Annotated in this window: 13 protein-coding genes; all 13 read left to right on the top strand. The window is 69.1% G+C overall.

Annotation, left to right across the window (positions count from 1 at the left end):
- Positions 1-45: 45 nt before the first annotated feature.
- The 13 genes from FHS97_RS16060 to FHS97_RS16000 all read left to right on the top strand — a co-directional run bounded on the left by FHS97_RS16060 (position 46) and on the right by FHS97_RS16000 (position 12137).
- Positions 46-342, top strand: a complete 297-nt coding sequence (locus tag FHS97_RS16060; protein ID WP_184040402.1) for a hypothetical protein — start codon at positions 46-48, stop codon at positions 340-342.
- The gene (locus tag FHS97_RS16055) at positions 339-671 is read left to right on the top strand and encodes a head-tail connector protein (RefSeq protein ID WP_184040399.1); all 333 of its coding nucleotides are present in this window, start codon (positions 339-341) and stop codon (positions 669-671) included. Before FHS97_RS16060 ends, FHS97_RS16055 begins: the two co-directional genes overlap by 4 nt.
- On the top strand, positions 668-1012 hold the full coding sequence (locus tag FHS97_RS16050; RefSeq protein WP_184040396.1) for a phage head completion protein: 345 nt from the start codon (positions 668-670) through the stop codon (positions 1010-1012). The genes FHS97_RS16055 and FHS97_RS16050 overlap by 4 nt, the downstream gene beginning before the upstream one ends.
- Positions 1009-1464: an HK97 gp10 family phage protein gene (locus tag FHS97_RS16045; protein WP_184040393.1), complete on the top strand. Its 456-nt coding sequence runs from the start codon at positions 1009-1011 to the stop codon at positions 1462-1464. Before FHS97_RS16050 ends, FHS97_RS16045 begins: the two co-directional genes overlap by 4 nt.
- Positions 1457-1846, top strand: coding sequence for a tail completion protein gp17 (gene gp17, locus FHS97_RS16040; RefSeq protein WP_184040390.1), 390 nt, complete (start codon positions 1457-1459; stop codon positions 1844-1846). The genes FHS97_RS16045 and gp17 overlap by 8 nt, the downstream gene beginning before the upstream one ends.
- Positions 1847-1912: 66 nt before the next feature.
- Positions 1913-2350, top strand: coding sequence for a phage tail tube protein (locus FHS97_RS16035; RefSeq protein ID WP_184040388.1), 438 nt, complete (start codon positions 1913-1915; stop codon positions 2348-2350).
- 2 nt (positions 2351-2352) lie between these two features.
- On the top strand, positions 2353-2790 hold the full coding sequence (locus FHS97_RS16030; protein ID WP_184040385.1) for a GTA-gp10 family protein: 438 nt from the start codon (positions 2353-2355) through the stop codon (positions 2788-2790).
- A 123-nt stretch (positions 2791-2913) separates the two neighbouring features.
- On the top strand, positions 2914-6627 hold the full coding sequence (locus FHS97_RS17290) for a tape measure protein (RefSeq protein ID WP_221233360.1): 3714 nt from the start codon (positions 2914-2916) through the stop codon (positions 6625-6627).
- 10 nt (positions 6628-6637) lie between these two features.
- Positions 6638-7249, top strand: a complete 612-nt coding sequence (locus FHS97_RS16020; protein WP_184040382.1) for a hypothetical protein — start codon at positions 6638-6640, stop codon at positions 7247-7249.
- Positions 7246-7899, top strand: a complete 654-nt coding sequence (locus FHS97_RS16015; protein WP_184040379.1) for a hypothetical protein — start codon at positions 7246-7248, stop codon at positions 7897-7899. The genes FHS97_RS16020 and FHS97_RS16015 overlap by 4 nt, the downstream gene beginning before the upstream one ends.
- A gap of 10 nt (positions 7900-7909) precedes the next feature.
- A complete protein-coding gene (locus FHS97_RS16010) occupies positions 7910-8320 on the top strand; it encodes a DUF6950 family protein (RefSeq protein WP_184040378.1) in 411 nt (136 codons plus the stop codon).
- Positions 8320-11814, top strand: a complete 3495-nt coding sequence (locus FHS97_RS16005; protein ID WP_184040375.1) for a non-contractile tail sheath protein — start codon at positions 8320-8322, stop codon at positions 11812-11814. Before FHS97_RS16010 ends, FHS97_RS16005 begins: the two co-directional genes overlap by 1 nt.
- Positions 11815-11870: 56 nt before the next feature.
- A complete protein-coding gene (locus tag FHS97_RS16000) occupies positions 11871-12137 on the top strand; it encodes a hypothetical protein (protein ID WP_184040372.1) in 267 nt (88 codons plus the stop codon).
- Positions 12138-12320 lie beyond the last annotated feature (183 nt).

Raw genomic sequence — 12320 nt, 5'->3', positions numbered from 1 at the left:
GATCGCCGCTCCGGCCCCGTTTCCCCCTGACCGAAGGAGGCCCGCATGGCCCGCACCCCCGTTCCGGCCAACACGTCCGACGCCACGAACGCCGACGCGACGACCGGCACCACGCCCGACACCGCCAGCGCCGACATCGAGGCCGCCGCCAGCAACGAGCCCGACGAACCCGACAGCGAGGCGATCGGCACGATCGAGGCGCGGATCCTGCTCGATCAGGCCGCATGGCGCCCCAACGATGTCGCGCTGCTCACGCCGGCCGAAATGCGCGCCGGCCGCGAGGCCGGCTGGGCCGACGACCATCCCGAGGCCGTCGCCTTCGCCAGAAGCCTCGCCGCGTGACCGAGCCCGTCACGCTCGCCGAGGTGAAGGCGCATCTGCGCCTCGATGCGAGCGAGACGGTCGAGGACCGCTACCTCGAAATCCTGATCACCGCCGCGCGGCGCGCGGTCGAGCTGCGCACGCGTCGCTCGATCGTCGGCGCCGCGCCGACGATCGCCGGGGATGACCTGGCGTCCGCCCGACATGCCATCCTGTTGATCGTCGGGACGTGGTACGCGCATCGCGAGGGTTCGACCATCGATGCGCGGAGCGCGCCGGCCGAGGTGCCGCTCACCGTCAGCTGGTTGCTCGAACCGCTGGTGCGCTGGGATAGCGGAGACGACGCGTGACGATCGCCGCCGGTCGTCTCCGCTTCCGGGTGGCGCTGCTCGCGCCCGACACGATCGAAAATGGTCGCGGTGGCCGCATGCCGAGCCCCGGCTCGGACGGGTGGAAAGCGGTCGCCGATCTGTGGGCCGACGTCATTGCGCTGCGCGGGGATGAGGCGGTGCGACAGAGCATCGAGCGCCCAGTGCAGTTGTGGCGTGTCGAGGTCCGGATGCGTCGCGATGTCACCACCCACCACCGGCTGCGGTGGGGCGCGATCGTCATGGACATCAAATCGGTCGCGCCGAACGACGCCGGGGACGGGCTGGTCATGACCTGCGAAAGCGGGGCGAACGGCAAATGAGCGGCTTCAAGGGCGGCAAGCGCTTTCGCCGCATTCTCCAGCAGCTGCCAGACGAGGCGCGCCGCGATCTGGTCGAAGCGTTCGGTCGCGCCGGTCGTCGCGCGCAGGCCGCGATGCGGGCGCGCGCCAAGCACAAGACCGGCACTCTTCAGCAGGGCATCAAATATCGCGTGTCGCCGACGACGCTGCGACTTCAGGTCGGCCTGCTGGGCACCAAGCGCGGCCGCTCGAAACTGTTCTACGGCTTCGTGCTCGACAAGGGCCGCAAGGCCCAGACCGTCCGGATCACGCGTGGTCCCCGCGCCGGTGCCAGCATGAAGATCCGCGCGCTGCCCGGTGATCACTTCGTCAGCGGCGAATATCCCGACCTGCGTGACGGCATCAACCGCGAGGTGAGGCCGCTGTTCAACCGGATCCTGACGCGCCTGTCGCAAGGCGTCGCCAATGACTAGCGCCAAGGCGGCGACCGAGCTGCTCGCGTTCGAGCAGCTCCATTCCGGCGTCAACGGGGCCGCGGTGTTTCAGGACGTGCCCGATGACGCGCCGCCTCCGCTGGTCATCATCGGCGATATCGAAAGCGCGCCATTCGCCGGGGCCGACGATCCGGATCGCCGGATCACGCTGACCCTGATCGTCATCACCGAGGGCGACGAGCGCGCCCCGTGCGTCGATCTTCAGGAGCAGGTCGAGGCCATTCTCGCCGGCCGATCCTTCCGGGTCGACGAATGGAACCTGCACGTCGCGCTGGAAAGCAGCGATGCGGTGCTGTCCGAGGACGGCACCGGCTATGTCGGCACCACGATCCTGACGCTCCTCGCCTTCCGCGAGGACTGAGGTCTCACCAACCGATCCACCTCCGCCCCGCCGCGCCAGCGGGGCTTTTCGCATGGGAGAAGCACGATGGCGAAGAAGCTCGGCAACGATTACCTGGTCTGGGTCGAAGGCGATCAGGCCGGCACCTACAGCCTGGTGAAGGGTCAGCAGACCGTCTCGATCAGCCGCGACGCCGGTTCGATCGACACGACCAGCAAGGATGAGTCCGGCTACGGCACCTCTGCGCCGGGGCTCAAGTCGCTGAAGATCTCGCTCGACACGATCCCGAACCTGCCCGACGCGAGCGGCTACACCCGCCTCGAGACGCTGTGCAACACCACGCCGGCGGCGCCGTTCAACATCCAGATTCGCAAGAACGGACAAACCGCGGTCGCGGCCGACGCCGTTTTCGCCGGCTCGGTGTACGGCAACATCGCCTCGACCGAGTTCGGCCAGAACGACGCGGTCAAGTCGAAGATCGAATTCTCGGCCGCTGCGGCGCCGACGATCGACAAGCTCGCCTGAGCATGGCCGACGCGAACGCGCTTCGCGGCGAGGTCGACCTGGAACTCGACGGGCAGCGCTTCGTGCTCCGCCCGTCGTACACCGCGATCGTCGCCATGGAGAAGAAGACGGGCCTCCCACTGCTTCAACTCGTCCAGCTCGCCGAGCAGGGCGCGCTCACGCAGGAGGTGCAGGCGATCGTCGTGACCGAGCTGGTCCGCGCCTGGGGGCGCGAGCAGCTGCTCGACGAATATGCCTCGGCGTCCGATCGCGCGATGGTCACCGCGGCGAAGGCGGCGAACCAGGACACGATCGCCGAGCTGCTCTTCCCGGTCGGCGTGCTGGTGGTGCAGCCGCGGGTCGCGATCGTGCTGGGGCTCGCTGCCACCGGCGGGTGCCTGCCCTCGGGGGAAGTCAAGGCGACGGGGATGACGATCCCCGAGATCCCCGTCGCCGACTAGCGGGCATCGCCGCGGCCGCGCTCCACTGGCCGGCCGAACGCTTCTGGTCATCCACGCCGCACGAATTCTGGGCTGCCTTCGAGGCATGGAAGTCAATGAACACGGCCAGCGAGGAGTGAGGCGATGGCGGGTGCGACCGACGTCAAGCAACTGCTCCTCCAGGTCGACGCTTCGGTCGAGCTGCTGCGGCGGAACCTGACCGCGGGACAGGCGCAGGTCGACCGCTTCACCGCGGAGACGCAGCGCCGTCTCGACGCCGCCGACCGCCGCTTCGGCGAGTTCGGACGCCCGCTCGCCGGGCTGCGGACGTCGATCGACGCCACTCGCCGCGAGATCGCGACGATCGGCACGTCGGTCGAGCGGACCGAAAGCCGCATCCGCGCGGCGGCCGGCGGGATCAAGGCCGCGCTGCTCGGCTCGGCGTCCGGTCTCGCCGCCGCCTTCTCCGTCGACCGCATCAAGGAATATGCGGACGGCTACACCCGCTACACCAACCAGCTGAAGGTCGCGGGGCTCGAGGGCGCGGTCCTCGCGAAGACGCAGAACGACCTGTACGCGGTCGCACAGCGCAACGGCGTCGAGCTGGAAGCCGTCGGCACGCTGTACGGCAAGGCGTCCGCGGCGGCGAAGGAGCTGGGGGGCTCGAACGCCGACCTGCTGCGCTTCACCAGCGGCGTATCGGCCGCGCTGCGCGTGCAGGGTGGATCGGCCGAGGCGGCGAGCGGCGCGCTCCAGCAACTCGGGCAGCTGCTCGGGAGCAGCCGCGTGCAGGCCGAGGAATTCAACTCGGTTGCGGACGGCGCGCGCCCGATCCTTCAGGCGGTCGCGAACAACCTGGACGGCGCCGGCGGTTCGATCTCGAAGCTCAAGTCGCTGGTCAATGACGGCAAGGTCTCGAACACCGACTTCTTCCGCGCCTTTCTGAAGGGCTCGACCGACCTCGAGGCGCAGGCCGCCAAGGCGAACCTGACGATCGCCGCGTCATTCACCATCCTCAACAACGCGCTCGGCAAATACATCGGCGAGACCGATGCGGGCCTCAGCGCCACCGCGCGGGTGTCGAGCGCGATCATTTCCCTATCGCAGAACCTCGACACGCTGATTCCGGCGCTGGCGATCGTCGCCACCGGCTTCGCAACGCGCTTCGTGGCCGGGCCGGTCGCGGCCGTCGCCGCCGAGGTCCTGCTGCTGACCAAGGCGCTCGACGCCGAAAAGCTCGTCCTCATCGGCGGTAGGGTGGCGGCGGCACAGAAAGCCGACTTCACCGCCGCGGCCGCGCGCACCGAGGTCGCGTCAATCGAGGCGACGATCGCCGCCCGCAAGCAGGATCAGGCGGCGATCGCCCAGACACTGGCGCTGATCGAGGCGCAGCGCGCGGAGTCGCTGAAAGCGGCCGAACAGCAGGCGTTCAACGCGCGGCTCAATTTCGGGCTTGGGCGCGCCGTGACGTCGGCCGACGCCGCGCGGGTCAACGCGGATCTGAAGGCGCAACTGACCACCAAGCGCGCGCTGGCCGTGGTCGACGCCGAGCTGATCGAGCTGAACAATGCGCTCGCGGTCGCGCAGGGACGCGCCACCGCAGCCGAAACCGCATCGACGGCTGCGGCGGCGGAGCTGACGATCGCCAGCCGCGCATCGGCCGCGGCGTCTCAGCTATTTGCCGCTGGACTGACACTGATCGGCGGCTCCGTCGCCGGTGGCGCGGCGGTGCTGGCGATCGGCGCGCTGGTCGGCGCGATCCTGCTCTACCGCGACGCGTCGCAGCAGGCAGACGATCGTAATCGCGCCACCGCCGAGTCGATGCAGCACGCCGCGCAGGCCAGCCGCAAGCTCAACGTCGACCTGCTTGCCGTCGCCAACTCGGGGTCCGCTGCGGCGTCGGGCATCGCCCTGGCGGGCGGCGCAGCGAACAGCGCGACCGGCAAGATGCTTACCTTCGCCGGCGCCGTGGGGGAGGCAGCGGCAAAGCTGCAGGTGCTCGCGCAGGCACGGCGCCGCGAGGAGATTCTAAATTTCGCGCGGCAATCGGCCGATGCCGAGCATCAGGCCAATCTGGCCGCGCAACGCATCAACGCACGGAGCCGCGCGCGTCAGGCGAACCGTGGATTCCAGTCGCTCGCCGATGCGACCGCGAACGCCGACGATGCCGCGCTTGTCGTACAGTACCGCGGAATGCAGGCCAGCGCCTACCGGGCCATGCAGGCGGCGGCGCGCCGCCCGCTAGAATCACGCATCAGCGAAAGTGACCGCAATGGCGGGCGCGACATCGAGGGCGAGTTGGCGCGCGTCACGCGCGATCTGGTCGTCGCCCGCAAGCGCGGCATCCGCAGTCAGGTCGAGGCGCTCGAGGCGCAGAAATTCGAGCTGACGCAATATAAAGATTACCGGAAAAAGGGTCTGTCACCGCAGGCGGCGCAGGAAGCGGCCAGCCGCGATGCGGGCGCGTTCCGCTCCGCCAGCGCCGGGGCGCAGGGCGATCGCGACGCGCGCACCGGCCGCCGCGCCGCCGCGACCGCCGACCGCGAGGCGGCGGCGGCGCGGCGCCGCCAGGCCGCGCAAGTCCGCGACGCAGCCTCGGACGAACGCGCCTACAGCGCCGCCGAGCGCCAGGCGAACAACCAGATCGCCGCCGCGCGCGCTGACCTGACCAATTCCGCAGTCGAGCGCGCCGCGATCGAGAAGGCGCGGATCGAGGCCGAACGGGTCAACCGCAACAACGAGATTGCGCAGCAGGCGAAGCAGGGCGGCCTCGGCGATGGCGTTCAGGCGCAGACCCGCGCGCTTGAGTTGCAGCGCCTCAACGACCAGCGCGCCGCGCTGGAAACCGAGGTGGTCACCGCGCGCGAGAAGCAGCGCGAAGCCGACGAGGCGCTGGCGATCGCGCAGGCCGATCGCGGCAACCAGGTCGATCTGCTCGGCAAAGAGACCGAGCTGGTCACCACGGCGGCCCAGCGTCGCGACCTCGAGCTGCGGATCCTCGCGCTCCAGTATGATGAGGAGCGCGCGCGCCTCGATGGCGTGATCGCGTCGCGGGACACGACCGAGGCGGAAAAGGAGATCGCGCGCCGACGCCGCGCGATTTTGGACGAGCTCCAGGCCGCCGACGAGAAGGGCGTCGAGCGCAAGAACGAAGGGCCGCTCGACCAATATCGCCGGCGGCTCCGCGAGGGGGCGACGGACATGAACACCGCGCTTCAGGGTGTCGCGGTCAACGGCCTCGAGCAGCTGGAGAACGGGCTGATCGGCATCGTCAACGGCACGGAATCGGTCAGCTCGGCCTTCAAGCGGATGGCGGCGAGCATCATTTCCGATCTGGCGCGGATCGCGATCGAAAAGGCGATCGTATCGGCGATCGGCGGGGGCGGCTTCTTCGGGCTGAGCACCGGCGGCAAGATCGAAGGTTTCGCCGCCGGGGGGCGGATCTCGGGTCCGGGGACCGGCACGTCGGACAGCATCCTCGCGCTGGTCGACGGCCGCAAACCGCTGATGGTCTCGAACGGCGAAAGCATCGTCACCGCCGAGGCGACCGCGCGCTGGTGGCCGATCATCGATGCAATGAACAGGGGCACGCTTCAGAAGCTCGCAACCGGCGGCATGGTCGGCCGCCCGCCCGCAGCGACGATCAGCACGCCGACGGTGCCGAGCCTTGCAGCGATGGCGGCAGGGGGCGTCGGCGGCCTCGTCACGGTCCGCCTCGCGCTCAGCGAAGACCTGCACGCCACGATCGACAATCGTGCCGCCGGCGTCGCGGTGCAGGTGGTGCGCGCCACCGCGCCCGAGATCGTCGACGCGGCGTCGGCCCAGACGATGACGATCCTTCAACGGCCAAACCTCTGAAAGGCGATAGATGGCGATCATCCAGCCTCCGGCGCGGCTTCCGCTGAGCGGCATCAAATGGCGGTGTGCCGAGCCGGCGATCGTCAACCGCTCGGGATGGACCAACACCAGCAAGGTGGTCGGTCTGCCCGGCGCGGGCCTGTGGAGCGCCACCGGCACCTTCGTGACGATCATAGGCGAGCGCGCGGCACTGCGCTGGCGGGGATTCTTCACCGCGCTACGCGGCCAGCGGAACAGCTTCCCGCTGATTGCGACCGAGCGGGTGCGTCAGACGGCCATCGCGAACCCGCTCGTCGCCGCCGGCGCGGGCAGCGCCGACGCGCTACCGCTCAAGGGATTGCCGGCCAACGCTACAGTGCTGCTCAACGGCGAGCTGATGACGGTGCCGCTGCCCAGCGGCCACCAACGGCTCGTCTGCCTGACGGCCGACCTGGTCAGCGACGCCGCCGGCGCAGCGCTCGCGCGGTTCGGGCCCGAGCTGGGCGAAGTGCCGGTCGAGAATGCGGTGGTCGAGATCGGCACGCCGTTCGCGCTGGTGCGCCAGACGAGCGAACCGCCCGGCTGGGACGTCGACGTCGGGCAGACCTACACCTTCCCGTTTGCGGTCGAGGAGGCCCGGTGAGCCGGCCCGACGCCGCGGCCGCCGCGGCGCTCGACGCCGCTGTGGTGCGCCCGGTATTCCTCTGCTTCCTCGATATTCTCGGCGATCCGCTGCGCGCCTGCACCGCGGGACGGTCGCTCAGACTGAGTGGGACAGGGGACCTCGACCTCGACGATCTCACCTTTGACGGACTGGACCCCACGGTGGTGGAGATCGGCCCGGTTCGCGCGAAGGATGGGGGATCGGACGCCGTATCGGCGCGGCTGTCCGGCATTGTCGCGCTCGATGCTCCCCTGCTCAATCTGGTGGGCGACCCCGCCACCTGGCAGGGGCGGACCGCGCGGCTCTGGCGGATGATCCGCGATGCGGACGGCGTCCAGCACGGCGCGATCCAGCATTATTTCACCGGGTGGATGACGGCGCTGGCGATCACGGGCGACCCGGCGAACGGCCAGACGATCACGTTGACGATCGAGGCATATCTCGCGGCCTACAGTCAGGCGTCGAACCGCAGCTACATGGACCAGGCGCTGTTCGATCCCGACGACCTGTCGTCGCGCGCGGCGCTTGCGATCGCCAACGGCAACAGTGGCAGCCCGCTGACCGGCAACACCTCGGTCAATTTCGACAGTGACGCGATGAACGCCGCTGCGGGCCGCGCCGCTTTCTGAGGAGGTCGGGATGATCGAACGACTGCCCGATTGGGAGCAGCGGCTGCACGACTATGTCAGCGCGCTCGAGGGTGCGTCCTTCGCGTGGGGCACGCTCGATTGCGCGCTGTTCGCCGCCGGAGCGGTGCGCGCGCAAACCGGGGTGGATCCCGCGGCGGACTTCCGCGACCGGTACCGCAGCGCCGCTGGCAGCGTTCGCGCGCTTCGCCGCTTCGGTGCCGGCACGCTCGCGGCGACGATCGACGCGCGCCTTCCCGGGATTGCTCCGGCCTTCGCGCGGCGCGGCGACATCGTCATGACCGGCGGCATTGCCGGCGTCTGTCTCGGCGCACGGGCGCTCTTCGTCGGCGAGGTCGATGGCCAGCCCGGCTGGGTCACGCACGCGCGGCCCGCCTGGCAGCAAGCGTGGAAGGTCGGCTGATGGCGAAGGCACTCGCCATCGGCGCCAGCATCGCCGCGATCGCCGGCGTGGTCGTCATCACCGGCGGCGCAGCGCTCGGGCTCGGGGTTGCGCTCAGCACCAGCGTGTTCGGCGTTTCAGCGGGGGCGCTGCTGGCGACGAGCGCGGTGCTGGGGGTCGGCTCGTCACTGCTCGCTCCCCGGCCGAAGGCGCCGGCGGGTCTGTCGCATGCCGACCGGCTCACCGTGTCGATCAACGTCCGCGAGCCGCGGAAGATCGTCTTCGGCTCGACTGCGATGGCGACAGATCTGCGCGATCAGGAATGGAGCGACGACCAGACGTACCTGCACCGCTTCATCGTCGTGGCCTCACACCGCATCGCTGCGGTCCGCGAGATCTGGTTCGACGACAAGCTGGCGTGGACCGTGGCCGGCGGAGCGCAGGGTGAGTTCGCCCGCTGGCTCATCGTGACACCCGTGCTCGAAGGATCGGCGGCGAACGCGATCTACATCGGCCCGCGGATGGGCGCGACCCGGCGCTTCACCGGCTGCGCCTATGTCTACCTGCGCTACCAGATTCTCGCGCATTCTAAGAAGCTCGATAGCGTCTTCAGCCAGTCGGTGCCGAGCCGTGTCACGATCGTCGGCGATGGCGCGCCGGTCTACGATCCGCGCCGCGACAGCACCGTGCCGGGCGGCTCGGGGCCGCAGCGCGCCGACGATCAGGCGACGTGGACATGGGACGCCAGCGCGTCGCGCAACCCGGCGCTGTGCATGCTGTTCTATCTGCTTGGCTGGCGCATCAACCGCCGGCTGGCCGTCGGCAAGGGCATCCCGCCCGGGCGGATCGATCTTGCCAGCTTCGTCGACGCCGCCAACCTGTGCGACGAGCCGGTTGCGCGGTCGGCCGGCGGGTTCGAGCCGCGTTACCGCTGCGACGGCGTTGTAAGCGAGGGCGACGACACCCAGGCGGTGCTCGACAACCTCAAGGCGACGATGAACGCGGTCCTCGACGACGTCGACGGGCGATTGCGCGTTTCGGTGCTCCACAATGACCTCGCCGCACCGATCGGCGACCTGTCCACCGCGGACGTGCTGGGCGCATTCACCTGGCAGCAGACCTTGCCGCTCAACGACAGCGTCAGCGTGATCCGCGGCGGTTTTTCCGATCCCGGGCCGATCTCGCTCTACCAGACCGCCGACTATCCCGAGGTGGCGATCGCCAGCCGTGACGGGATCGAGCGGTCGCAGACGATCAACTATCCGCTCGTCCAGTCGGCCAGCCAGGCGCAACGCCTGTCGAAACAGCGCCTCCAGCGGATGCTGTACGGCGGCACCTTCACCGCGATCTTCCAGACGACCGCGTGGAAATACCAGAAGGGTGACGTGATACGCCTGACCTTCGCGCCGCTCGGGTGGCAGCGCAAGCTGTTCCGGATCGCCGACATGGCGACGCAGCTGGACGGCAAGGTGCCGATGATGCTGCGCGAGGAGCATCCGGCCATTTACGCGTGGGATGCGAGCGATGCCGCGCCGATCGTGGGAGCCGAGCCGACCCGCTACGATCCTGCGCTCTGGCCGCTCGCACAAGGGATCGGCGATGCGGCAACCACGGCGGTTTGGGGCAAGGTCGCCGATCCCGCCGGCACCAAGCCTCATGACGGTGCCGACGTGACCGCGGATGCGATCGAGCGCGCGCGTTTCGCGCTGGTGACCCGTGCGGCGCGGATCGGCACCGAACGCCGCGCACGGTTCGACCCGCTGTTCTGGACCTGCAACTTTCCCGGCACGATGATGGCGAGCGTGCGCGCGAGTGGCGACGAGCTGCTCGTCGAGGCGGTATTTCACGAGCAGGATCACCTGGTCGGCGTCATTTGGGAGTCGGAGGATCGCTTCGATCATCCGACCACCGCCTATGATACCAATCGCGACTATCGTGGCTGCATCCTGCGGTTCCGCCTGCGGCTGCACGGCGACGTGCTGCCGATCGACAATGACGACGGCCCGGTCCTGACGATCGAAGGGCGCGACGATACCGGCAAGCCCCGCACCTGGTATGTTCGCCTCGTCAATGCGCAGCGCTCCGGCTCGGGCACTGACGCACAGATCGAGCTGGATTTCGACAGGTTGACCGCCGGGTATCACGGCACCGAGGACGTCTACGCCGGCGACATCGATCGCATGTTCCTCTCCCTTGTTCCTACCGGATACCGGCGTGATGGCGGCCGGCTGTCGACCGCGCTCGAGGGCGGGATGACGCTGTCCGACGTGAGCGCGACAGGCGCTTCGTCGACGCTCGTCTGCGGACTTGGGCCGGGCGGTACGCACGAGATCCGCATGACCAACGGCTATGACGACACGTACAATGTCGCGCCGGCGCGAATCCTGCGCAACCTGCAGCTGCTCGGCTACCGCGGCACGCTCAACCATTATGTCGGCATGAGCCACTACTTTCGCTGGGCGTGGAGCGACACCGAGAAGCGTTACGTAGCCGAGGACACAGCCCAGCCGCTCAACACGCCGTGTACGCTCTGGCATCGGGACCTGGCGGAACGACTGCACGCGGCGGGCATCCGGCTGATCGTGTCGTTGAGTTACGAGATGCTCGACGCCTTCGCGCCGCGCGCCTTCCGCCAGCTCGACCATAGCGGCGCGCCGGCGCAAACGGGCTGGGATCCGCCGTCGACGCTCTTCTCGCCCTGCCATGCCGGAGCGATGGATTACCTCCAGCGGGTTGCCCGGCAATTCTGCAATATCGCCGCGGCCGCGGGGCACGACGTCCACTTCCAGGTGGGTGAGCCTTGGTACTGGATCGATTATCGCACGCTGACGCCATGCTTCTACGACGCGGCGACCGTCGGGCGCTTCCAGACCGCAACCGGCGGTGCGCCGCCGGTGATCGCTTCGATGGAGGGAGCGAAGGACGATGCGGAGCGCGCATACCTCGACTGGCTGGGCGCGCAGCTCGCACAATCGATCCTTGCGCTCATAGCGGCGGTCCGTGCCGACCACCCGGCGATGACCAGCTACGCATTGCTGTACCTTCCGCAGCTGCTGCACGATGACACGCCCGAGGTGCGGCGGGTGAACCTGCCACCGGCGCTCGCCTGGCCGGCGCTCGATATCCTCCAGCTCGAGGATTACGACTTCGTCATCGACAACCGCCCCGATCGCTCTGCGACCGCGCGCGCCGTGGTCGAGGCGCGTCTCGGCTACCCGCGATCTCGCCAGCATTATTTCGGCGGCTTCGCGCTTTTCCGCGACACCGGGCAGGTCTGGCGGAGCACCAGCAACGCCATTCAGGCCGCCTACGACGAGGGCGTCGCCGCGGTCTTCGTCTGGGCCTACACGCAGGTGCTCCGGGACGGCTACGTGCCGACGATGCCGATGGCACCGCGCTGGACGCTCGGCGATGTGCTCGATGTCGACCTGACCAGCGGCACGCAGGCGGGCGATGTCCTGACCTTCGACGCGGCGCGCCGCAAATGGGTGCCGCGCCGCCCGCTTGCGGCCTGACAGGTCCTCAACCTCACTTCATCAACCCCATAGCGACCGTGGTGCGGAGACTTGCCATGTCCGATCCCTCAGGCCCGCGCGGCTTCCTGCGCGACTGGCTGCCCCACCTGATGACGGTCGTCGGGCTGATCTTTGCCGGGGGCCAGGCTTACAGTCGCGACTCCGACCGCGAGCGACGTGTCGAGAAGCTCGAGGGGCGCGTCGATCGTGGTGACGACAAGTTCGCCGAGATCGGCCGCGCGATCGAGCGCGTCGATGGCAAGGTCGAGCGTGTCGACGCCAAGCTGTCGCTGGTGATCGAGCGATTGCCCGACCGCCACTGACCTGACCCTCCACCAAGGACGAAACCATGACGCTTCTTGCGAAGGGACGCGCGCTGGCGCGCGCCTGGTACGCGCACGCCGCCGGCGCCGCCGCGGCGATCGCCGGGCTGCTGATGGGGCTCGACCCCAATCTGCTTGGGGCCGGCTGGCAGACGATGCCCGCCGAGTTGCGCGTGCTGATCC

It is taken from the genome of Sphingomonas endophytica (assembly GCF_014199415.1).
Taxonomy (GTDB): domain Bacteria; phylum Pseudomonadota; class Alphaproteobacteria; order Sphingomonadales; family Sphingomonadaceae; genus Sphingomonas; species Sphingomonas endophytica.
Note: the sequence above shows the minus strand (reverse complement) of the source record. Positions and strands in the feature narration are given on the sequence as shown.

Coding starts and splice junctions, on each gene's coding strand:
- gp17 (WP_184040390.1), top strand. CDS start 1,457: ATGACTAGCGCCAAGGCGGCGACCGAGCTGCTCGCGTTCGAGCAGCTC.
- FHS97_RS16010 (WP_184040378.1), top strand. CDS start 7,910: ATGATCGAACGACTGCCCGATTGGGAGCAGCGGCTGCACGACTATGTC.
- FHS97_RS17290 (WP_221233360.1), top strand. CDS start 2,914: ATGGCGGGTGCGACCGACGTCAAGCAACTGCTCCTCCAGGTCGACGCT.
- FHS97_RS16045 (WP_184040393.1), top strand. CDS start 1,009: ATGAGCGGCTTCAAGGGCGGCAAGCGCTTTCGCCGCATTCTCCAGCAG.
- FHS97_RS16035 (WP_184040388.1), top strand. CDS start 1,913: ATGGCGAAGAAGCTCGGCAACGATTACCTGGTCTGGGTCGAAGGCGAT.
- FHS97_RS16020 (WP_184040382.1), top strand. CDS start 6,638: ATGGCGATCATCCAGCCTCCGGCGCGGCTTCCGCTGAGCGGCATCAAA.
- FHS97_RS16060 (WP_184040402.1), top strand. CDS start 46: ATGGCCCGCACCCCCGTTCCGGCCAACACGTCCGACGCCACGAACGCC.
- FHS97_RS16005 (WP_184040375.1), top strand. CDS start 8,320: ATGGCGAAGGCACTCGCCATCGGCGCCAGCATCGCCGCGATCGCCGGC.
- FHS97_RS16030 (WP_184040385.1), top strand. CDS start 2,353: ATGGCCGACGCGAACGCGCTTCGCGGCGAGGTCGACCTGGAACTCGAC.
- FHS97_RS16000 (WP_184040372.1), top strand. CDS start 11,871: ATGTCCGATCCCTCAGGCCCGCGCGGCTTCCTGCGCGACTGGCTGCCC.